This is a genomic window from Halorubrum coriense DSM 10284 (assembly GCF_000337035.1).
Lineage (GTDB): Archaea > Halobacteriota > Halobacteria > Halobacteriales > Haloferacaceae > Halorubrum > Halorubrum coriense.
Genome location: NZ_AOJL01000026.1, coordinates 122,563 through 142,293, shown reverse-complemented (window position 1 = coordinate 142,293; position 19,731 = coordinate 122,563). Strand labels below are relative to the sequence as shown.

Genomic DNA, 19,731 nt, shown 5'->3' with positions numbered 1-19,731 from the left:
GGCGAAGACGGGGCCGTAACCGCCCGCCTCACGGCAGGTATCGCACGGCGACGACGCCCGGCTCCGAGCGGACCTCGACGCGGTTCACGCCCAGCCGGGCCGCCCGCGAGAGGGTCCCCTCGCGGTCGTCGATCACGTCGGCGACCGCCTCGGCCGTCTCCGGCTCCGGCGGCGTCAGCACGTGGACCTCGCCGACGCCCGCGCGTTCCTTCCTGGCGAGCTCCCCGGTCGCCGTCTCCGCGGCGAGTTCGCGCTCGTGGACGGTCGGCGGCTCCGGGCTCTCCTCGATCGACAGCGACCGGCGCTCCTCGACCTCGATCACCTGATACGTGACCTCCATCGGCGGATCGGGGGCGACCGTCGCCTCGACGGCGTCGTCGACGTCGAGACCGGGGTTCGAACTCAGCGTGTGTACCTGTCCGTCGTGGACGTCTTTCAGCACCGCGGAGTCGCTCTCGACGTGCGTGACGAGGAACGTGCTCTCCTTCTCATCGGTCATTGCGCCCGGGTAGTCGCTCGGGCGACTTCCGGCTTTCGAGCCGCGGGCGGGCGGCATCGCTCACGGCGAGCCGTCGGCGTCTGTCGGCTCCCCGGCGTCAGCGGACTGTTCGGCGTCGACCGCCCCGTCGTCGAGCGCCGCGTCGTCGGAGCCCCCTCGGAGTCTGAAGTGCGTCGCGAAGATGGCGAGCGCGGCCCCGACCGGGGGAACGAACCCCGCCAGCTGCGGGAGCGCGTACAGCGCGCCGATCACGACGGAGCTGCTCGGGTCGCGGAGGCCCTCGGGAGCCGAGATGATCAGCCCGAGGTACAGCGAGAGGAGGAACAGGAACCCGGCGATCCCCATCCACCGGTCGTACGTGGGTGCGACCCGGTCGCCGCGCCGGTGGCGGCGGGCGACGAACAGGATCGGTGCGAGCAGCGGGCCGACGGCACCGAGGCCGGCGACCACGAACAGCGACCGGGAGAAGAGGAACGTCCCCCCTTGCGCCGAGACGGTCTCGCCCATCCAGACGACTAGGGCGAGGGTGACGACGACCGCGACGAACCCCGCCGCGAGCGCACCGAGCGCGGCGTACGCGCGCATCGTCAGCGACTTCGTCGCGCGGAACGCGTACGGGATCGCGCCGAACACTCCGCGGTAGGCGTCTGCCATCGCCCGTGATAGGCGCGTCGGCGAATTAAACCCCTCGTCGGGAAGCCATTTATACGCCCGACCGGATCTCCAGACGTGGGCCTCTACGACGCGTACCTCGCGACGCGCCATCGCCTCCACGACGCCGAGCCGCCGGCGCACGTCGCGCTCGTCCTCACCGAACGCGACCTCCTCGCCGACGGCGCGTTCGACACGCTGTCGTCGGCCGTCGGCTGGGCGTTCGAGTACGGCGCGGACCGCGTCACGGTCTCCGTCTCCGTCCTCGACCGCGCGGTCGCCCCGACGCTCGTCCGGGAGCTCCGCCGCCTCGACGCCCCGGCTGAGACCGTGGTCCGCGGCCCCGACGAGGACGAGGCGGCGACCGACGCCGGCGTCGACGCGCCGGTCCGGATCCTCGTCGGCCTCGGCGGCAAGGCCGAGTTCGCGGGCGCGGTCCGCGAGCTCGCGAGCGACGTCGCCGCCGAGGAGATATCGCCCGACGCCATCGACGAGAGCGACATCGCCGAGCGGCTGCTGTTCCCGGAGGAGCCCGACCTAGTCATCAAGACCGGCGCGGAGCGGCTCTCCGACTTCGCCATCTGGCAGTCCGTGTACGCCGAACTCTACTTCACCGACGTGAACTGGCGCGACTTCCGTCGGCGCGAGTACCTCCGAGCGGTGTTGGACTTCCAAGACCGGCAGCGCCGGTTCGGTCGGTGAGCGGCGCGGGCGCGTCCCGCCGAGTCGACTTACCAGACGAAGCCGAAGAGGGCCGCGAACGTCACCAGCGCGCCGACCGTCGAGAGGATCGGCACGACGTTCTGCATCAGCACGACGCGCGCGCTCGTCCCGGGGTTGAACAGGTCGGACGCGGAGGGGACGTCGCTCGCGTCGCCCTCGCCGATCGGCGGCATCTCGTCGGCCGTCAGCGCGCCGACGGAGACCGTGGGCTCCTTCTCGCCTCTGATCCCCTGTCGGACCGTCACCGTGCGGGTCGCGCGGCCCCAGCCGAGCCCGACGATCGACATCGTCGCGATGATCACGAACGAGGCGGGGATGCCGACCGCGGAGAGGCTGATCACGATCCCCGACGAGACGACCGCGACGACGATGGCGGCCGTCAGCGGGAGGTCGGTGATGTCGTTGCCGAGCGTGTCGAGCGTCCGCCGGGCGATGGTGAACGCGCCGACCGCGACCGCGGCGCTGCCGAGGAGGATCATCGGGGTCATCTCCACGGAGTCGAGCGCGACGAGCGGCGCGATAGCGTTCGCGATGTTCGAGGTCCCCGAGGAGAACGCCATCAGGCAGCCAATGGCGATGACGACGATCCCGCCCGTCAGCTCGCGCCGCGTCGTGTTCGGGCCGAGGATCGGGCGCGGGATCGTTCCCGACCGGTCGAACTCGAACAGCGCGCCCTCGGTGCTCTCGATCGCCACCCAGCGGTCGATCGTGGAGTAGAAGTAGCGGCCGACGACGCCCGACACCCAGAACCCGATGATCGGCGCGACGAGCCACCAGATCGCGATCTCGCCCATCACCGCCCAGTCGAGGGTGTTCGTCGCGATGCCCAGTCCGGCGATGGCTCCCACCGCCGTCATCGATGTCGACGCCGGCACGCCGGCGAAGTTGCCGACGAACAGCGCGCCGCCGATGAAGAAGAGGACGATGATGCTCGTCTCCAGCGTGAACACGTTCGCGCCCGTGACGAGGTCCTCGCCGAGCGTCGTGACGACGCGCTGCCCCAACGTCCCCGCGCCGACGAAGAAGAACACGGACATCAGCCCCGCCGCGCCCGCCTTCGACAGTACATCCGCGCCGACCGCCGGCCCGAACGCCGGTCCCGTCGTCGCTCCACCGATGTTGTATCCGACGAACGCCGCCACCGCGACGCCGACGAGAAGAAGAACTTCGACCATATGAACGATCAGACGACGCACGCGCTGTTAAACGGACGGGGTCTGCCCCCGCCGGCGCTGCTCGTGTGACGCGCTCCGGTCGAACGGTTCGCGAGTTCGCCGAACGGCGCGACGCGAAGGCTACCCGAAACGGTCGCTCGCGGGGTTGTCGACTGAAAGGAGTGCACCGGCCGAGATTTGAACTCAGAATCAGACGTGCTCGCTCGCGGCTTCGCCGCTCGCTGCGCGCGACTGATAGCGTTCAAATCTCTCTCGGTGACTTCGCTCACTTCGTTCGCAAGTCCACCGAGCGAAGCGGACGCTGACCGGCATAGTCAGTCAGAAAATACACCGGCCGAGACTCCCGCGAGCAGCGAGGGACCTGCGGTCCCTCTGGTAGCCGGCGCGTAGCGCCGGCGACGCAGCGAGTGGGAGTCAGGCCGGGGCACGACTGAAAGGAGTGCACCGGCCGAGATTTGAACTCGGGTTGCAACCATGGCAAGGTTGCGTGATACCACTACACTACCGGTGCGTGCTTCGCATTTGCTAGTTTGTCGGAGACTCACTTAAGTCTGTCACATCGGGACGGCGGAACCGTACGGAACACACGGCGACCCCGTCTCACCGCTCGCGTCGCCGCGCGATCTCGTCGGCGTGGGCGTCGTGGAGGTCGGCGAACGCCGCGGCCTCCGCGGCCTCCTGCGTCTCGTCGTCGCTGCGGTCGCGGAGCCGCCGCTTGATCGCCGCGAGCGCGTCGGCCTCGCCCGCCGCTATCTCGTCGGCCACCGAGCGGGGGTCATCGACCACGCGCGAGACGAGCCCGGTCCGGCGGGCCGCCGCCGCGTCGAGGACCCGTCCCGAGAGCGCGAAGTCGAGCGCCTCCCCCTCGCCCATCACCCGCGGCAGCCGCACCGTCCCGCCCCACGCGCCGAACAGCCCCAGCGAGACGCCGGGCTCGGCGAGCGTCGCCCGCGGGGTCGCGACCCGGACGTCCGCGGCGAGCGCCAGCTCCACGCCGCCGCCGCGAGCCGCCCCGTCGACCCCGCAGACGACGACCGACGGCGACTCCTCGATCGCGGCGGCGACGCGCTGCCCCCGGCGCGCGAACGCCGCCGGGTCGTCGAGCGCGGCGACCGCGTCGAGGTCCGCGCCGGCGCAGAACGCCTCGCCCGCGCCACGGAGGAACGTCACCGGGGGATGACCATCGGTCTCCGGCGGTTCGAACGCCTCGCGCAGGGATGTCAGGTCCGCGGGTCGAAGCGCGTTGCGGGCCTCGGGACGGTCGATCGTGACGACGCGCACGTCGGCGTCGGTTCGGGTTCGGATCACGGGACGGAATCCCGTTCGTTTCCAAAGGTCTTTGCCCTTCGCTCGTCTACCGGATGACAATGGACGATGCCGCGCGAGCGCGTGACGCTGCGCGCGAGGCGCTCGCGGACGTCGAACCCGAACAGCTCCGCGAGGCCCTCGACGCTCGGATCCTCGACGCGGCGGTGACCCCCGGCGTACTGGCGCTGGTCACCGCTCGCGCGCTCGACCCGGACGTCGACCTCGGCGACGTGGCCGACCGCGCCGCGGGCGTGCAGCTCATCTACGAGGGGCTGCGACTCACCCGCACGGTCGCCCGCGAGGAGCCGTGGGTGACCGCGCCGACCGCCGCGGCCGAGGTCGACGCCGACATGGACATCCTCGCCGCCGACGTGCTCGTCTCTCGTGGCTTCTCGCTTCTGGCGTGTACCGACGCCGCCCGCCCCGCGGTCGACGTGGTGCGCGCGTTCGGCCGCGACCAGACGCTCCGCGACCGCGAGGAGACGGACGCCGACGCCGCGGCCGCGCTCGACCGCAACCTGGAGGTCGACGCCCTCGAACTCGCGGTCGTCGCCGGCACCACCGCGGTCGGCGGCGACCCGCCCGAGGAGCTGCTCGCGTACGCCCGCGAACTCGCCGCCGACTGCGACGGCGAGTTCCCCCCGGCCGGCCGGGCGCTCCCGGAGGCGACCGCCGACCGCATCGCCGACATCTCGGACCGCGCCGTCAGCGCGACCGATCGGTGACCGGCGGGACGGCGACGCCGGAACGGGTCCCGATTCCCGGACGCCGCGCCCGCGGATCGAAACCCATAAAGTCGAATCCGGTCAACGACTGATTGCGTGCCTGGGTAGCTTAGCGGTAAAGCGCGTCCTTGGTAAGGACGAGACCCCGAGTTCAAATCTCGGCCTAGGCTTCCTCCCTTTCCCGAACCGCGAGCGACGCGGCCGCGTCTCTCGCGTTCATCGACCCAGACCGGCGCCCCCGGCAGGCCGGACCGAACCCCGCCGCAGTAGGCGCTTTTTACCTTCCACTCTCTGACCGACAGACCACATGGGCAAACACGAGCGCGGTTGGGTCGAGGCCACGGAGAAGCTGACGGCGCGGCTCGCGAACGGCGCGGAGCCGGACGCCGACCTCGAAGACGAGGGCCGACCCGACCTCGCCGAGGCCCTCGCCGACCGGCTCCGGAGCGACTTCCCCGACCTGACCGCGGTGCGCCACGCCGGCAACTCCTACGACTCGCTGGGCGACCTGATCGTCGAGTCGCCCGACGGGGAGACGTTCGTCGAGGCGAAGTTCGTCGCCAGCGGCGGCACGCGGGCGAACCTCGGCCAGGACACGCTGACGCAGTTCGAACTGTTCGAGGACGCGACGGCGTGGAGCGACTTCCGCGACGAGATCGGGTTCCCCGAGGACCGCGAGGCGCTGCTCCGCGAGTTCGACGGCTACCCGGACGACGTCCGCGACTGGTCGTACAAGTCGGCGGTGTACGACCGCGCGAAACACCTCAAGAACGTCCTCGACGTCTCGCGGGGCCAGAACACGGGGTCGCGGGCGGACGAGGTCCTCGCCGACCCGGACGCGACGGAGACGGAGCGCGAGGCGGCGCGGATCGTCGACGCCATCCTCGACCTCGACCGCGAGGAGAAGCTGGCGTACTTCGACCACCTCCGCGAGGCCGAGCAGAACCCGCGCAACGTCGAGACGTTCGCGCACCTGATCGTCTGCGGCTACCACACCGCCGACGCGCTGGAGGAGCACTTCGACGACGACCTCGACGAGATCAAGCGGCTGCTCGAAGCCGACGCCTACCGCCTCTACGAGGTGAACAGGAACAGCGGAACGGTGTCGGTCGAGAACCCCTCGGCGCTGCTCGCCGGCTTCGACTGGGTCGACACCCGCGTCGAGATCCCGGAAGACGGGACCTCCGTGAGCGTGGTGACGGGACCGCCGGACGACCGGCGGCGCGTGCTGAACGTCGCGTACAACTGGAAGAACAAGTTCCAGGGGATCCAGACGCCGTCGATGAACGTGTTCGTCCCCGAGGCGTGAGCCCGCGGCCGGAGACGGCCATCATCGACGTCCGGTCGACCCGCACCCTTTTGCGCTCGGACGCCAAGGGACATCCATGTCACGCGGCCGCCGGAAGCCGGACTGGCTGAAGTCGCGCCCGCCGTCCGGGAGTCGGTTCACCGAGATCAAGTCCACCCTCCGCGAGCACGACCTCCACACGGTCTGCGAGGAGGCGAACTGCCCGAACATGGGCGAGTGCTGGTCTGGGAACGACGGTCCCGGGACGGCGACGTTCATGCTGCTGGGCGACCGCTGCTCGCGCGGCTGTAACTTCTGCGACGTCGAGACGGGCGGGATGGAGGCGCTCGACCCGGACGAGCCCGCTAACGTCGCGGACGCGGTCGCGGAGATCGGGCTGGACTACGTCGTCCTCACGTCCGTCGACCGCGACGACCTCGCGGACGGCGGGTCGGCGCACTTCGCCGAGACGATCCGGGCGATCAAGCGCCGCGACCCCGAGATCCTCGTCGAGACGCTCATCCCGGACTTCGGCGGGGACCCCGAGGCGATCCGGCGGATAATCGACGCCGAGCCGGACGTGATCGCGCACAACGTCGAGACGGTCGAACGCCTCCAGTGGCCGGTCCGCGACCGCCGCGCGAACTACGAGCAGTCGCTGGCGGTCCTCGATCAGGTCGACCGCGAGTCCGACATCCACACGAAGACGAGTCTCATGCTGGGCGTCGGCGAGTACGACCACGAGGTGTATCGGACGCTCGGCGACCTCCGCGAGGTGGGCGTCGACGTGGTCACCTTCGGCCAGTACCTCCAGCCCTCCCGCTCGCACCTCGACGTGTTCGAGTACGTCCACCCGGACGTCTTCGAGACGTGGCGGCGCGTCGCCGAGGAGGAGTTCGACTTCCTCTACTGCGCGTCGGGCGCGATGGTCCGGTCGTCGTACAAGGCCGGCGAGCTGTTCGTCGAGGCGCTGTTGCGCGAGGGTCGGTCGCCCGAAGACGCCCGACGCCACGCGCGGGCCGCGGGCGGCGACTGACCGGCGACGCCCCAGAGACCCGCGCGGAGCGCTCCCGGACCAGAGTGAACTTCCCAGCTGTCAGGCGTTTTTGAGGTCTCGATGTTTGTCCGAACAGCGAGTTATTTACCTCTCGGTACCTCACCCTGCGTCAGTGACACGCACACATGGGAACAACTGACTCGTCGATCGTCGACTCGGCGCGGGCCCGGCCGGGGCTTCTCTTCGTCGCCCTCCTCGGTGGCCTGCTCCTCGTCGACCTCGCGGCGAAACTCGCGGGCGTCGGCCTCGGTCCGATCGGGGGGTCGCTCTCGGTCGACCGGCTCGGCTCGAACCTCTGGAACGGCATCGTCATCGGCCTCGTGATCGGGCTCGCCGGCATCGGGCTCTCGATGACGTACAGCATCCTCTCGTTCGCGAACTTCTCGCACGGTGACCTCGTCAGCGTGGGCGCGTTCTCCGGGTGGGGCGTCGCCTTCCTGATCGCCGGCTTCGGTGACATCCCGGCCCGCGCGCTCCTGACGGTCCGCGACGCCGGGAGCGCGTCGCCGGGCGACATCGGCGCGCACATCCTCACGACGCCGGGCGCGATCCTCGTCGGACTGGTCGCGGCGTTCGCCGTCACGGCGCTGCTCGCAGTGGCGCTCGACCGCACGTTCTACAAGCCGATGCGGGACCGCGACGGGATCTCCCTGCTCATCGCCTCCATCGGCGCGGCGCTCATCGTCCGCTACCTGCTCCAGTTCGGCTACGGCTCCGACCGGCGCGGCGTGACCGCCAGCGTCGAGGCGTCGAACTTGGCGTTCGGCCCGCTCGGGCTCTCGGTGAACGCGCACGAGCTCACCATCCTCGTGGCCGCGGTCGGGCTGATGCTCGCGATGCACGGCATGCTCCAGCACACGAAGCTCGGCACCGCGATGCGGGCGATGGCCGACAACAAGGACCTCGCGCTCATCACCGGCATCCCGGCCGAGCGCGTCGTCACCGCCACGTGGGTCATCGGCGGCGGGCTCGCGGGGGCGTCCGGCTATCTTTACGTCCTGCTCCGCGGGACGATCCAGTTCGACTTCGGCTGGCTCCTCCTGCTCCTCATCTTCGCGGCCGTGATCCTCGGCGGGATCGGGTCGGTGTACGGCGCGATCGTCGGCGGACTCGTCATCGGGGTCGTGTTCACCACCTCGACGATCTGGATCCCGTCCGACTTCAATCAGGCCGCGGCGTTCGCCGTGATGATCCTGATGCTCCTCTTGCGTCCCGAGGGGCTGTTCAAGGGGGTGTCGACGGCGTGAGCGACGCCGACGTCCCCGACGGGGCCCGGCGCTCGTCGGACGCGCCGGAGAGCGCCACGGCGGCGCTGGTCGAGGCCGCCCGGGAGAGCGACCTCGGCCTCGTGGTCGGCACGCTGCTCGCGATCTACGCCGCCGCGACGCTCCTGACATTCACCGACGGCCTCAACAGCGTCGTCGGACTGTTAGAGACGCTGACGTTCCTCGGGCTCGTCTACGCGCTCACCGCGCTCGCCCTCAACCTCCAGTGGGGGTACACCGGGCTGTTCAACATCGGCGTCGCCGGCTTCATGGCCGTCGGCGTGTACACGATGGGGATGGTCGTGCGGTCGCCGGACCCCGCCTTCGGACCGCCCGGACTGGGGTTACCGCTCCCGGTCGGCATCGTCGCCGGGATGGCGACGGCGGGCCTGCTCGGCGCCGTCGCCGCCCTGCCGGCGCTGCGGCTCAAGGCCGACTACCTCGCCATCGTGACGCTCGGGCTCTCCGAGATCGTCCGCCTGTCGCTCCAGTCGAGCACCTTCGACAACTTCCTGCGCGACACGATCGGTGCCGGGACCGGGGGCGGTCGCGGGATGGGGATGCCGGACAACCCCGTCCGCGACCTGTTCCTCGTTGACGGCCAGGCGGGGACGCCGACCGCGTTCGGCGACCTCGTCTTCGGGATCTTCGGGACCGACGGCCTCGGGATCGCGCACCCGATCCTCATCGGGTGGGGGTACATCGCCGTGCTCGCCGGCTTCCTCGTCGGCTTCTACCTCCTGCTCGAACGCCTCGGGCGGTCGCCGTTCGGCCGGGTGATGAAGGCGATCCGCGAGGACGAACTCGTCGCCGACTCGCTCGGCAAGGACGTGAACCTCGTGAAGATCAAGGTGTTCGTCATCGGCTGCGCGCTGATGGGGCTCGCCGGGATCCTCTGGTTCGGCAGTCAGGGCAACGTCTCGCCGACGCCGCAGTTCCGACCGCTCCTGACGTTCTACGTCTTCATCGCGGTGATCATCGGCGGTTCCGGGTCGAACACCGGCTCGGTCCTCGGGGGCATCGTCTTCGCCGCGGTACTGTTCGAGGGGCCCCGGCGCGTCGGCGCGACGGTCCGGGGGCTCATCGACGCGCAGACGCCGGCGTCGTTCGCCGACGCCGTCGCGTCGCTGGACCCGGTGACGTTCCTCGCGTACGCGACCGACAACATCGCGCCGCTCCAGTTCGTCTTCCTCGGCCTCGTCTTGGTGTTCATCATCCACCGACGGCCCGACGGGATCCTCGGCGACCGGATCGAGACGGCCGCGGCCGTCGACCTCTCCGAGCGGCCTGCCGGAGGTGACGCCGATGAGTAGCGACGCCCCGGACCCGACCGACGGCGGCGCGCCCGACGCGGTCTCCGCCGCGGACGGCCCCGACGCCGAACCGGAGGCGAACGACAGCGAGGTCGAGGAGGCGGCGAAACACGTCCCGTCGGGGCCCCCCTCGGGGGATCCGCCGCTCCGCGTGGAGGGGCTCGTGAAGCGGTTCGGCGGCGTCACCGCCGTCGACGGGGCCTCCTTCGAGGTCGAGTCCGGGTCGCTGACCGGGCTGATCGGACCGAACGGCGCCGGGAAGTCGACGACGTTCAACTGTATCACCGGCGTCCACGAGCCGACCGCCGGGTCGGTGTACTTCGAGGGCGAGGACATCACCGGCCTCAGACCGCATCGGATCGCGCGGCAGGGACTGGTTCGGACGTTCCAGATCGCCCGAGAGCTCGCCGAGATGACCGTCTTGGAGAACCTCATGCTCGCGCCGCAGGGGCAGATCGGCGAGTCCGCGGTCCGCGCGGTCACGCCCGGGCTCCGCGGCGCGGTCGTCGCGGAGGAGACCGACCTCCGCGAGCGGGCGTGGGAGACGCTGGAGTTCTTCGAGATCGACCACCTCGCGCACGAACACGCGGGGAACCTCTCCGGCGGCCAGCGGAAGCTGCTGGAGATGGCCCGGGCGCTGATGACCGACCCCGAGATGGTGTTGCTCGACGAGCCGCTCGCCGGGGTCAACCCCACCTTGGAGGAGAAGCTCCTCGACCGGATCCACGAGCTGCGCGCCGACGGCTACACCTTCCTGCTGGTCGAGCACGACATGGACATCATCATGGAGAACTGCGAACACGTCATCGTCATGCATCAGGGGAGCGTTCTCGCCGAGGGGACCGGCGACGAGATACGGAGCGACGAGCGGGTCATCGAGGCGTACCTGGGTGAGGACCTATGACCGCCGACGCCGCGGCCGACGACGTGGGCGGGGTCGACGCGGGTGAGACGGGGGCGGCCGCCGACGAGGCTCCCGAGGGTCCCGCCGACGAGACGGAAACGGCCGCCACCGCCGGCACCGACCACGCGATCGACGGCGACGCGATCCTGCGTCTCCGCGACCTCGACGCCGGGTACGGCGACCTCCAGATCCTCTCCGACGTCGTCCTCGACGTGGCGGACGAGGAGTACGTGACCATCGTCGGCCCCAACGGGGCCGGCAAGTCGACGGTGATGAAGACCGTCTTCGGGCTCACGACGCACATGGGCGGTCGCGTCGAGTTCCAGGGGGAGGCGATCCAGGGGCTCGCGCCCGAGCAGATCATCCGCGAGGGGATCGGCTTCGTCCCGCAGAACGACAACGTGTTCCCCGGGCTCAGCGTCCGCGAGAACCTCGAAATGGGGGCGTACATCCTCGACGAAGTGCCCGAAGACCAGATCGAGACGATCTACGACCGGTTCCCGATCCTCCGGGAGCGCAGCGACCAGAAGGCGGGGACGCTCTCCGGCGGCCAACGGCAGATGGTCGCGATGGGGCGGGCGCTCATGCTCGACCCCGACCTGCTGCTGCTCGACGAGCCCTCGGCCGGCCTCGCCCCCGACCTCGTCGCCGACATGTTCGACCGGATCGACCGGATCAACGAGGGCGGGACGGCGGTGTTGATGGTCGAACAGAACGCGAAGGAGGCGCTGCGCCGCTGCGACCGCGGGTACGTGCTGGTGAACGGTGAGAACCGCTACACGGACCGCGGCGACGTGCTGCTCGCCGACGAGGACGTGCGGCGCGACTTCCTCGGCGGATAGCGGGGCGTCGCCTCGCGGACGGCGGTACCGAGTAAAAAATCGGTTCGGCGGCGGTCGGACGAGCCCTTACTGGTTCAGCACGCTCGACCACTGGCTGGTGTACGTCGCCTGGTTCGGCTCGAAGGAGACGCGCTGGTCGACCGTCCCGTCGCGCTCCTCGAAGGCGTTGACGTACGACTCCTCTAACGACTGGCCGTAGGCGTCGTTGAGGTACAGCGTCCCGGACGTCGACGCGCCGACCGTGTCGCTGACGGCGAGGTCGGCCATCGCGGGCCCCTGAAGCAGGTCGGAGGGCGCGGTCCGGAAGATGTAGCCGTTGTCCTCCAGATCGGTCACGTTCGGGTCGGTCGACGACGGCGAGACGCCGACGACGCCGTTGGGGATGAACACCTGCTCGGAGACCTGGAGGTTGACGTTCGACGACGCCGGGCCGACGACCGCGCCGAAGCCGGCGTTGACGAGCGCGTTCGCCCCCGAGATGCCCGCCTGCGGGTCCGTCTGGGTGTCCTCGACGCGGGTCTCGACGTCGACGTTGATCCCCGCGTCGTTGACCTGCGTGGCGGCGAGCAGCGCACCGTCGCGGATCGGGACGCCGAGCGGCCCGAGGTCGCCCGTCTCCGGCATCAAAACGCCGATCCGGGCGGTGAAGGAGTCGACGCCGACCGGGTCCGCGGCCGTCGCGTTCTGATCCTCGTCGGAGAGCTCGTTGCCGAACTCGACGGTGTCGAGGGTGACGAGTTCGCCGTCTTGGAAGTCGATGATGTCGTACGCGGCGGTGGAGATGTCGCCGTTGACGTCGAAGTCGACGCTGGAGGACGCGCCCACGTAGTGGACCGGGTCGCCGCCGGCGACCGTCTCGACCGCCTCGGGGAGGTCCGCGGGACCGAACTCCTCGCCGCCGGGGTTGGCGACGGTCCGGACCCGGTCGCGGATCGCCTCGCCGCTGTTCTCGCCCGCGGCGGTCGCCGCGAGTATCTCGACCGCCATCGCGTCGTACGCCTGCGCGGTGAACACGCCCGGCCCCTCGCCGTACTCCTCCTCGTACGACGACGTGAAGAACTCCGCGCCGGGACCGCCCGCCGAGGGGGCGGTGCCAATGACGTTGTTCATGTCGTTGTCGACCTCGCCGGGGAGGTCGCTGTCGATCAGCCCGTCCGGGACGATGATGTCCAGGTCCGGTGCGCTCCCGGCGAAGTCGGAGTAGAAGTCGCGGAACAGCTGGATACCGGACTGCGGGAAGCCGACGACCATCACGGCGTCCGGGACGTTGTTCTGGTCGCCGCCGTCGGAGCCGTCGTCGCCGTCCATCCCGTCGCCGCCGTCGGAGCCGTCGCCGCCGTCCATCCCGTCGCCGCCGTCGGAGCCGTCGCCGCCGTCGCCGCTCTCCGTCGAGCAGCCGGCGAGCCCCGCGATGCCGACCGCCCCGGCACCCTTGAGTACGTCGCGTCGCTGGATTCTTCGCTTCATCCTGTGAGCGTATACCATACGAGCCATTATAAGTGTATCCACGACCACAAATACCACCCCCGCGGAGTCGCCGGGGTCAGACGGCTTCTCACGCGGTCTGGCGTGCGCTCAGAGCGTTTCGGACAGCGCTGGCGACGGTCTGAAACGCCGGTCGTTCCCACCCGCTGATACGTGTTCGCGAGAGCGCGACGGGACGCGGACCGAACGACGTCTCGAACCGGGATCGACCGTCGCGGCGGCCGACACCGACGCCGCCGCTCTCCGCCACCCGCGGTCGCCTCAGTACCCCTGCGCGTTCCCGTCCTTCCGCGGCTCGGTGGCCGCCGAGAGGACCCCGTCGCGGTTGCGGGCTATCTGCGCCCCGCCGAACATGACCGGGGAGAGCGTCCGCACGTCGTGGTCCCTCCGAACCAGCTTCGCCGCGGCGTCGTCGTCGAAGTGCGGTTCGAGCGCCAGCTCGCCGCTCTCGCGGTAGCGCCACCGCGGCTCGTCGAGCGCGCGCTGGAGGGGCATCCCGTAGTCGACGAGGTTCGAGATCAGCTGGACGTGGCCCTGCGGCTGCATGTACCCGCCCATCACGCCGAACGCCGCCCAGTCGTCCTCGTCGAACCGGACGACGCCCGGGATGAGCGTGTGGAAGGGCCGCTTGCCGGGTTCGAGCGCGTTCGGATGGTCGGGGTCGAGCGAGAAGGACGCGCCGCGGTTCTGGAGCGCGATGCCGGTGTCGCCGGCGACGAGCCCGGAGCCGAAGCCCGCGAACCGGGAGTTGATGTAGGAGACGACGTTGCCGGCGTCGTCGGCGACCGTGAGCAGCACGGTGTCGGCGTCCTCCGCGTTCGCGTTCGGCACGCCGAAGGAGACGTCGTGGGAGGCGGTCTCGCCGACGCCGGCGGCGCGCTCGGCGGCCCAGTCGGCCGACGCGAGCGGTGGGACCTCCTCGTACTCGGGGTCGGTGATGTAGCGGTGGCCGTCATGGAAGGCTCGCTTCAATGCCTCGGCGAAGTAGTGGACGCGCTCGGGGGAGTCGTAGTCGTACTCGCCCGCGCCCAGCTCGGCCGCGACGTCGAGGGCCTCCAGCGCGATGAGCCCTTGGTTGTTCGGCGGGAGCTCGTACACCTCCGCGCCGTTGTACGTGGTCGACACCGGGTCCGGCCACTCGACCTCGAAGCCGGCGAGGTCGTCGACGGTCATGAACCCGCCCTGCGACTGGACCTCGTCGGCGATCGCCTCGGCGATCTCGCCCTCGTAGACGACGTCCGCCCCCTCCTCGGCGATCCGCTTCATCGACTCGCCGAGCCGCGGGAGCGTCACCGTCTGGCCGACGCCCGGCGGCTCGTCGTCGAACAGGAACGCCTCGCGGGCGTGGTCGTCGGTGAACAGCGCGTCGGCGCTCGCCCAGTGGGAGGCGATCACCTCGGACACCGGGTACCCCTCGGTCGCGTAGCGGATCGCCGGCGCGAGCGCGTCGGCGAGGCCGAGCCGGCCCAGTTCCTCGACGGTCGCCTCCCAGCCGCGAGCGGTTCCGGGGACCGTGACCGCGTGGGGCCCGTAGAACGGCATCCCGGCCTCGCCGGCGTCGTCGACCGCGTAGCCGCCGTCGTCGGGGTAGTACGAGTCCGCGTTCTCGTCCTCGGCGAGCGCCGCCCGAACGTTCTCGATCGTCGCGTCCGCGGGCGCGCCGCCGCAGGAGCGCATCGCGCCCACCTCGCCGTCGGCGGTCCGGTACAGCGCGAACACGTCGCCGCCGAGCCCGGTCGAGGTGGGCTCGACGACGTTGAGGGCGGCGGCGGTCGCGACCGCGGCGTCGAACGCGTTCCCGCCTTCGCGCAACACCTCGATCCCCGCCTGGCTCGCCAGCGGTTGGCTGGTCGCCACCACGCCGCGCTCCCCGTACACGGTCGATCGCCGCGAGGTGAACCGATCTAAGTCTGGTTCCATGGGTCTCCGTCCGACGCGCGGGAGGATAAACCACCGACCGGATCTATCCGGTCTCTGATACCGGGGGCCGCGCGGCTCAGGAGTGCTTCGCCGCCAGCACTTCGACCTCGTCGATCTGCGGGTCCTCGACGAACAGCTCGTCGGCGCGCTCCATCAGCTCCGCCGCGATCTCGCCGTCGAGGTGCGCCTGTCGCCCCGCCTCGTCGGGGAACGTGTCGAAGATGCCGAACGCGGTCTCGTCTAAGCGCAGCGCGAACCACGTCGTCGTCTGCTCCTCTGCCTCGGCCGCGGGAAGCGCGGACTCGAGGAACTCGGCCACCTCGTCGGCCTTCTCGGGCTTCGCTTCGAGCCGCGCCTGAAGCGCGTATTCGGAGTCGGACATTTCGTCTGAACGGTGGGCTGCGACGCGTAAAACCCCCGTGGCGCCGGGTATCCGGACGCGGCGACCCGGAAACGGTCGGCTCGGCTGACGGCCGACGACGGGCGGTGGCCCGTCGACCCGTCGACCCGGCTCACGCCGGCGCTCGATGCGCTCCGAACGCGTTGCCTCGGGACCCGCGGCTCGGCCGGGGGCCTCAACTGTCCGTCACTCCGCGTCGCGGTCGAGGACGTCCACGTCGTACAGCCCCGTCCAGCGGTAGCGGCGGCCCTGCCAGTCGAACTCCGTCCGCGCGAGCCCGTACACGAGCATGGGAAGGCTCAGGACGTAGGCCGGGACGGCGAGCAGGAACGTCCACCGCCTGAGGCCGAAGTAGGCGTACGCGAGGCCGGCGACCGCGGTCACGAGCGGCACCGTCACGAGCGGGACCAGCAGCGTCCCGGTCACGACGGCGAGCTGTATCAGCGCTCCGAAGGCCAGTCCGCCGGGATCGAGGTACAGCGCCGTTCGCGTCCACCGGACCTGACGATCGAGCGTCTCCTCGAGCGTGCCGGAGACCGGCATTTCCCGGACGAGGTCCGGGACGGACTCGACGCCCTCGACGCGGTCCGTGAGCAGGGCGTCGTCGCTGACCGTCCGCCTGAGGTCCGCGACGTACTCGTCCACGTCGACCGCCTCGCGGCGGAACGCCATCGTTCCGCCCCACGCGGTCGTGTTCAAAAGCGTCGTCAGCGCCGCGCCGATCGCGCCCGGCCCCTCCAACGGCTTCAGCAGCGGGCCGTCGCTGATCGGGACGGGAGCGGTCGAGACGACGCGGTCCGGCGGAGCATCGGCGAGGTGGCGCAGGACCCGCTGGAGCCACTCCGGGCCGTGTTCGAAGTCGGCGTCCGTACAGACGATGTGCTCGCCCGTCGCCCGCTCGAGGGCCGCGGCGAGCGCGTTACACTTCGCGGAACACCCTTCCGGCTCGCCGGCGACGACTACCTCCGCGGGGGTGCCCGCCGCGTCCTCGACCACCGGATCGTCGGGCCCGTCGCACGCGAGAATGAACTCGTCGTCCCGGGCCACCTGTTCGACCAGTTCGTCGCAGGCCGTCGTCCACCGCCGGGTCGGGAGGACGACGCTCACGCTCCCGTCGACCGCGCTCCGGTTCGACATCCTCTACCTGTGGATACGGCCGGAGCTACATAGACGTCCGGCCGCTCCCGGCGTGATACCTCCCGTCGCTCTCGGGCGACGAACGGGCACCCTTCCTCACGGGGGTGCGGATGAAAAGCGACGGCCTCGGTACTCATAGGGCTCGTCGTCGCCGGGTGCCGAGTCCGGCTCGGAGCGGTGGTTCGTCATCGGCCGCTCGTCGGTAGTCGCGCCGGAGGATAAAAGGATCCGGCCGCGCGGTCAGTGCGACGAACCGGCGTACTCGTTCCAGCGGTCGGTCCCGTTCCCGATCCGTCGAGTGTCCGACGGGCCGAACGTCGCCGCCGCCTGCGCGACCGCCTCCGCGGCGGTCGGAAGGTCGTCCGGCGCGTCGCTCGCGGCCGATTCCGTGGATGGACCCGATCGGTCGGTGGGCTGTTCGGTCCGCGTCGCCTCGCGCGTGCTCGGACCGCCGGGACCGGTCGTCCCCGCCGTCGAGCGTGCGTCAGTCGTGTACTACGGGCGGCACGTCACACACAACGTGCGTATCCTTCATAATTGTTTATGTTGGTATGAGGATCGCCGCGGGGAGGGGCTCCTACCAGGCCGACCACGCGGTCAGCGTCTCGTCGCGGGCGTACACCCGCTTGAGGTCCTTCGCGTAGGCGAGGTCGCCGGGGTGGTCGAGCTTCTCGTGGCGGTACTCGGGCGCGTCCTCGCGGATGTGGAGCCCCTCGACGGTGAACTCCTCCCCGCCGAACTCCACCGTCTCGTCGACGGTGAACTCGTAGTCGCCGGGGACGTTCACGCGCAGCGACCGGGTCTGGTCCGCGTCGCCGTCCTTCGGGTGGAGCGTGACCGGGACCGCGACGTTGTCGACCGCGCGGGTCCACAGCGTCTCCACGTCGGTGATGTCCGCCTCCTCGACGCGGTTCTCGGGACCGAGTTCGATCCCCGTGATCCGCACCTGCATCAGCGCCTCGTCGGTGTCGACGACGAACTCCTCGCCGGTGCCCACGTCCCCCTCGGCGGGCACGTCCATCGTCGTCGTGAACGAGTCGCCGTCCTGCGAGACGACGATCGTCACGGCGACGGTCTCCTCCTCGGGGATCTCGGTCTTGTGGGTGTGGTCGCACTCGGTACAGCGCACGGTGGCCTGCCCGCCCGGGCTGAGGACCTCGTGGACGGTCGGCTCGGCGGGCGAACACGACGGGCAGGGGAGCCCGACGCGCGCGCCGGCTTCGGTGTCGCTCATTAGGCGGTCGTATCCGCCGCGTCCGTAAATATCCGCCCCTGTGCGGTCGGTGTGGGCCGCGCTCGCGTGGCGCTCGGCGGCCGGCGCGGTAAGGAAACTGGTTTACCGGAGTCCGCGGAACGGTCGCCCATGATCGTACCCGGGTCCAGCTCACAGCAGCTCGCCGCCGCGCTCGCGGCGGAGGCGGGCCGGGCGCTCGCGACGCCGACCTACGACCGGTTCCCGGACGGGGAGCGGCTCGCGGCGGTGCCCGACTTCGACGCCGACGAGGCCGTGATCGTCGCCACGACCGACTCCGACGAGGCGTGGGTCGAACTGCTCCAGATCCAAGACGCCGTCCGCGAGGCCGGCGCGACCGACGTGACGACCGTGATCCCGTACATGGGCTACGCGCGACAGGACGCGTCGTTCGGCGACGGCGAGCCGGTCTCCGCCCGCGCGATGGCGAGGGCCGTCTCGACCGGGACCGACCGCGTCCGCCTCGTCAACCCCCACGAGGCGAGCGTCGCCGACTTCTTCGACGTCCCCGTCGAGGCGGTCGACGCCGCGGCCGCCCTCGCCGACCCGCTCCCGACGGACCTCGCCGACCCGCTCTTCCTCTCCCCCGATGAGGGGGCCATCGACGTGGCCGCGACCGTCCGCGACGCGTACGGCGCCGGCGAGACGGACTTCTTCGAGAAGCACCGCGACCGCGAGACCGGGGCCGTCGCGGTGTCGCCCTCCGACGCGACCGTCGCGGACCGGGACGTGGTCGTCGTCGACGACATCATCGCGACCGGGTCGACGATGAGCGAGTCGGTCGCCGTCCTCGCCGACCGCGGCGCGGCGCGGGTGCTGACCGCCTGCGTCCACCCGGTGCTCGTGGCCAACGCGGTGACGAAGCTCCGCGCCGCCGGCGTCGACCGGATCCTCGGCAGCGACACCGTCGAGCGGGGCTGTAGCGTCGTCAGCGTCGCGCCGGCGCTGGCCGACGCGCTGGACTGACGCCGCGCGACTACTCCCCTTTCTCTCCGTCGACGCGCCGGATCGCCTCGGCCGGGTTGCCGCCGACCACCGTCCGCGCCGGCACGTCGTCGACCACCACGGCACCGGCCGCGACGACCGCGCCGTCGCCGACAGAGACGCCGGGCGCGATCACCGCCCGCCCGCCGATCCACACGTCGTCACCGACCGCGACGGGGTCGCCGAACTCGCGGCCGGCCGCGCGCTCGTCGGGGTCGATCGGGTGCGTCGCGGTGTAGACGTGGACGCCCGGGCCGAGCAGGCAGTTCTCGCCGAACGAGACCGGCGCGACGTCGAGGAGGACGCAACCGCAGTTCGCGAAGAAGTCGTCGCCGACCCCGACGTTGTACCCGTAGTCGCAGCGGAACGGGGGCACGACGGTCGCGTCGCCGCGGATCTCGCCGAACAGCTCCCGGAGGAGTCGCTCGCGGCGCTCGGTCTCCGTCGGGGCGGTGGCGTTGTACCGGCGGCAGCGGTCCCGCGCGCGTTGGCGGTCGGCGGCCAGCTCGGGCGCGGACGGGTCGTACGCTTCGCCGGCCAGCATCCGCTCCTTCTCGCGTCCCATACGACTCCCGGCGCGGCAACCGACAAAGAGCTGTCCGTCGGCGGCGTCAACGGTCGGAATTTATAAATTGAGTCGCGTGTCGCCGGCCGATATTTATGATCTACCGCAATCTCGTGACGGAGTCTCAGCAGGGAGACACGAAGTTCGGGGCCACCGAACTGATCAGTGTATACTTCAACGACCGAGACACGAACAATCACTCCCTCAGAGACCGCGATTGCCGAGTCGTCCTCGGAAC

At 70.7% G+C, this 19,731-nt stretch carries 19 protein-coding genes and 2 tRNA genes; 10 read left to right on the top strand and 11 right to left on the bottom strand.

Features of this window, described 5'->3' with window-relative positions; all coding sequences use genetic code 11:
• Positions 1-28: 28 nt before the first annotated feature.
• Positions 29-499: a DUF5812 family protein gene (locus C464_RS05725; protein WP_006112680.1), complete on the bottom strand. Its 471-nt coding sequence runs from the start codon at positions 497-499 to the stop codon at positions 29-31.
• 60 nt (positions 500-559) lie between these two features.
• On the bottom strand, positions 560-1,153 hold the full coding sequence (locus C464_RS05720; RefSeq protein ID WP_006112679.1) for a hypothetical protein: 594 nt from the start codon (positions 1,151-1,153) through the stop codon (positions 560-562).
• Positions 1,154-1,228: 75 nt separating this feature from the next.
• On the opposite strand from C464_RS05720, the gene C464_RS05715 reads away from it, so the two are divergent.
• A complete protein-coding gene (locus C464_RS05715) occupies positions 1,229-1,852 on the top strand; it encodes an undecaprenyl diphosphate synthase family protein (RefSeq protein WP_006112678.1) in 624 nt (207 codons plus the stop codon).
• A gap of 29 nt (positions 1,853-1,881) precedes the next feature.
• On the opposite strand, the gene C464_RS05710 is transcribed toward C464_RS05715, so the two are convergent.
• The 3 genes from C464_RS05710 to C464_RS05700 all read right to left on the bottom strand — a co-directional run bounded on the left by C464_RS05710 (position 1,882) and on the right by C464_RS05700 (position 4,356).
• Positions 1,882-3,048 carry an inorganic phosphate transporter gene (locus tag C464_RS05710; protein ID WP_006112677.1) on the bottom strand — a complete coding sequence of 389 codons (1,167 nt, stop codon included), beginning with the start codon at positions 3,046-3,048 and terminating at the stop codon, positions 1,882-1,884.
• Between the two features lie 440 nt (positions 3,049-3,488).
• Positions 3,489-3,559: transfer RNA gene (locus C464_RS05705), tRNA-Gly, on the bottom strand.
• An 89-nt stretch (positions 3,560-3,648) separates the two neighbouring features.
• The gene (locus C464_RS05700; RefSeq protein WP_006112676.1) at positions 3,649-4,356 is read right to left on the bottom strand and encodes an enoyl-CoA hydratase/isomerase family protein; all 708 of its coding nucleotides are present in this window, start codon (positions 4,354-4,356) and stop codon (positions 3,649-3,651) included.
• Positions 4,357-4,415: 59 nt separating this feature from the next.
• Between C464_RS05700 and C464_RS05695 the strand changes: the two genes are divergently transcribed.
• From C464_RS05695 to C464_RS05660, 8 genes are all read left to right on the top strand, one after another.
• Positions 4,416-5,081, top strand: coding sequence for a DUF7114 family protein (locus tag C464_RS05695; RefSeq protein WP_006112675.1), 666 nt, complete (start codon positions 4,416-4,418; stop codon positions 5,079-5,081).
• A gap of 98 nt (positions 5,082-5,179) precedes the next feature.
• Positions 5,180-5,251, top strand: a tRNA-Thr gene (locus C464_RS05690).
• Positions 5,252-5,388: 137 nt separating this feature from the next.
• Complete coding sequence (locus tag C464_RS05685; RefSeq protein WP_006112674.1) at positions 5,389-6,390, top strand: hypothetical protein; 1,002 nt, start codon at positions 5,389-5,391, stop codon at positions 6,388-6,390.
• A gap of 76 nt (positions 6,391-6,466) precedes the next feature.
• Positions 6,467-7,405 (top strand): lipoyl synthase, encoded by a 939-nt coding sequence (gene lipA / locus C464_RS05680; RefSeq protein WP_006112673.1) that lies wholly within the window; start codon positions 6,467-6,469, stop codon positions 7,403-7,405.
• Positions 7,406-7,551: 146 nt separating this feature from the next.
• A complete protein-coding gene (locus C464_RS05675) occupies positions 7,552-8,673 on the top strand; it encodes a branched-chain amino acid ABC transporter permease (RefSeq protein ID WP_006112672.1) in 1,122 nt (373 codons plus the stop codon).
• The gene (locus C464_RS05670; protein WP_006112671.1) at positions 8,670-10,004 is read left to right on the top strand and encodes a branched-chain amino acid ABC transporter permease; all 1,335 of its coding nucleotides are present in this window, start codon (positions 8,670-8,672) and stop codon (positions 10,002-10,004) included. Before C464_RS05675 ends, C464_RS05670 begins: the two co-directional genes overlap by 4 nt.
• Positions 9,997-10,908: an ABC transporter ATP-binding protein gene (locus C464_RS05665; protein WP_049910889.1), complete on the top strand. Its 912-nt coding sequence runs from the start codon at positions 9,997-9,999 to the stop codon at positions 10,906-10,908. The genes C464_RS05670 and C464_RS05665 overlap by 8 nt, the downstream gene beginning before the upstream one ends.
• Positions 10,905-11,750 carry an ABC transporter ATP-binding protein gene (locus tag C464_RS05660; protein ID WP_006112669.1) on the top strand — a complete coding sequence of 282 codons (846 nt, stop codon included), beginning with the start codon at positions 10,905-10,907 and terminating at the stop codon, positions 11,748-11,750. Before C464_RS05665 ends, C464_RS05660 begins: the two co-directional genes overlap by 4 nt.
• A 66-nt stretch (positions 11,751-11,816) precedes the next feature.
• Here C464_RS05660 and C464_RS05655 read toward each other — a convergent pair whose 3' ends face one another.
• The 5 genes from C464_RS05655 to C464_RS05635 form a co-directional block, all read right to left on the bottom strand.
• Complete coding sequence (locus C464_RS05655) at positions 11,817-13,217, bottom strand: ABC transporter substrate-binding protein (RefSeq protein ID WP_006112668.1); 1,401 nt, start codon at positions 13,215-13,217, stop codon at positions 11,817-11,819.
• Positions 13,218-13,496: 279 nt separating this feature from the next.
• A complete protein-coding gene (locus C464_RS05650) occupies positions 13,497-15,155 on the bottom strand; it encodes a gamma-glutamyltransferase family protein (protein ID WP_006112667.1) in 1,659 nt (552 codons plus the stop codon).
• Positions 15,156-15,231: 76 nt separating this feature from the next.
• Entirely contained in the window at positions 15,232-15,537 is a 306-nt protein-coding gene (locus C464_RS05645) for a putative quinol monooxygenase (protein WP_006112666.1), read from the bottom strand.
• Between the two features lie 204 nt (positions 15,538-15,741).
• Positions 15,742-16,692: a glycosyltransferase gene (locus C464_RS05640; RefSeq protein ID WP_006112665.1), complete on the bottom strand. Its 951-nt coding sequence runs from the start codon at positions 16,690-16,692 to the stop codon at positions 15,742-15,744.
• Positions 16,693-17,269: 577 nt separating this feature from the next.
• Complete coding sequence (locus C464_RS05635) at positions 17,270-17,926, bottom strand: HVO_0476 family zinc finger protein (RefSeq protein WP_006112664.1); 657 nt, start codon at positions 17,924-17,926, stop codon at positions 17,270-17,272.
• A 129-nt stretch (positions 17,927-18,055) separates the two neighbouring features.
• Here C464_RS05635 and prs point away from each other — a divergent pair, with 129 nt between their 5' ends.
• Positions 18,056-18,910 carry a ribose-phosphate diphosphokinase gene (prs, locus tag C464_RS05630; protein ID WP_006112663.1) on the top strand — a complete coding sequence of 285 codons (855 nt, stop codon included), beginning with the start codon at positions 18,056-18,058 and terminating at the stop codon, positions 18,908-18,910.
• 10 nt (positions 18,911-18,920) lie between these two features.
• Here the strand turns inward: prs and C464_RS05625 are convergent, their stop codons facing one another.
• Positions 18,921-19,493 (bottom strand): maltose acetyltransferase domain-containing protein, encoded by a 573-nt coding sequence (locus C464_RS05625; RefSeq protein WP_006112662.1) that lies wholly within the window; start codon positions 19,491-19,493, stop codon positions 18,921-18,923.
• Positions 19,494-19,731 lie beyond the last annotated feature (238 nt).

Excerpts from the sequence above, each read along its gene's own strand:
- C464_RS05640 (WP_006112665.1), bottom strand. The coding sequence starts at position 16,692 with ATGTCGAACCGGAGCGCGGTCGACGGGAGCGTGAGCGTCGTCCTCCCG.
- C464_RS05675 (WP_006112672.1), top strand. The coding sequence starts at position 7,552 with ATGGGAACAACTGACTCGTCGATCGTCGACTCGGCGCGGGCCCGGCCG.
- C464_RS05625 (WP_006112662.1), bottom strand. The coding sequence starts at position 19,493 with ATGGGACGCGAGAAGGAGCGGATGCTGGCCGGCGAAGCGTACGACCCG.
- prs (WP_006112663.1), top strand. The coding sequence starts at position 18,056 with ATGATCGTACCCGGGTCCAGCTCACAGCAGCTCGCCGCCGCGCTCGCG.
- C464_RS05650 (WP_006112667.1), bottom strand. The coding sequence starts at position 15,155 with ATGGAACCAGACTTAGATCGGTTCACCTCGCGGCGATCGACCGTGTAC.
- C464_RS05645 (WP_006112666.1), bottom strand. The coding sequence starts at position 15,537 with ATGTCCGACTCCGAATACGCGCTTCAGGCGCGGCTCGAAGCGAAGCCC.
- C464_RS05685 (WP_006112674.1), top strand. The coding sequence starts at position 5,389 with ATGGGCAAACACGAGCGCGGTTGGGTCGAGGCCACGGAGAAGCTGACG.
- C464_RS05695 (WP_006112675.1), top strand. The coding sequence starts at position 4,416 with ATGGACGATGCCGCGCGAGCGCGTGACGCTGCGCGCGAGGCGCTCGCG.
- C464_RS05710 (WP_006112677.1), bottom strand. The coding sequence starts at position 3,048 with ATGGTCGAAGTTCTTCTTCTCGTCGGCGTCGCGGTGGCGGCGTTCGTC.
- C464_RS05635 (WP_006112664.1), bottom strand. The coding sequence starts at position 17,926 with ATGAGCGACACCGAAGCCGGCGCGCGCGTCGGGCTCCCCTGCCCGTCG.
- C464_RS05720 (WP_006112679.1), bottom strand. The coding sequence starts at position 1,153 with ATGGCAGACGCCTACCGCGGAGTGTTCGGCGCGATCCCGTACGCGTTC.
- C464_RS05660 (WP_006112669.1), top strand. The coding sequence starts at position 10,905 with ATGACCGCCGACGCCGCGGCCGACGACGTGGGCGGGGTCGACGCGGGT.
- C464_RS05655 (WP_006112668.1), bottom strand. The coding sequence starts at position 13,217 with ATGAAGCGAAGAATCCAGCGACGCGACGTACTCAAGGGTGCCGGGGCG.
- lipA (WP_006112673.1), top strand. The coding sequence starts at position 6,467 with ATGTCACGCGGCCGCCGGAAGCCGGACTGGCTGAAGTCGCGCCCGCCG.
- C464_RS05665 (WP_049910889.1), top strand. The coding sequence starts at position 9,997 with ATGAGTAGCGACGCCCCGGACCCGACCGACGGCGGCGCGCCCGACGCG.
- C464_RS05725 (WP_006112680.1), bottom strand. The coding sequence starts at position 499 with ATGACCGATGAGAAGGAGAGCACGTTCCTCGTCACGCACGTCGAGAGC.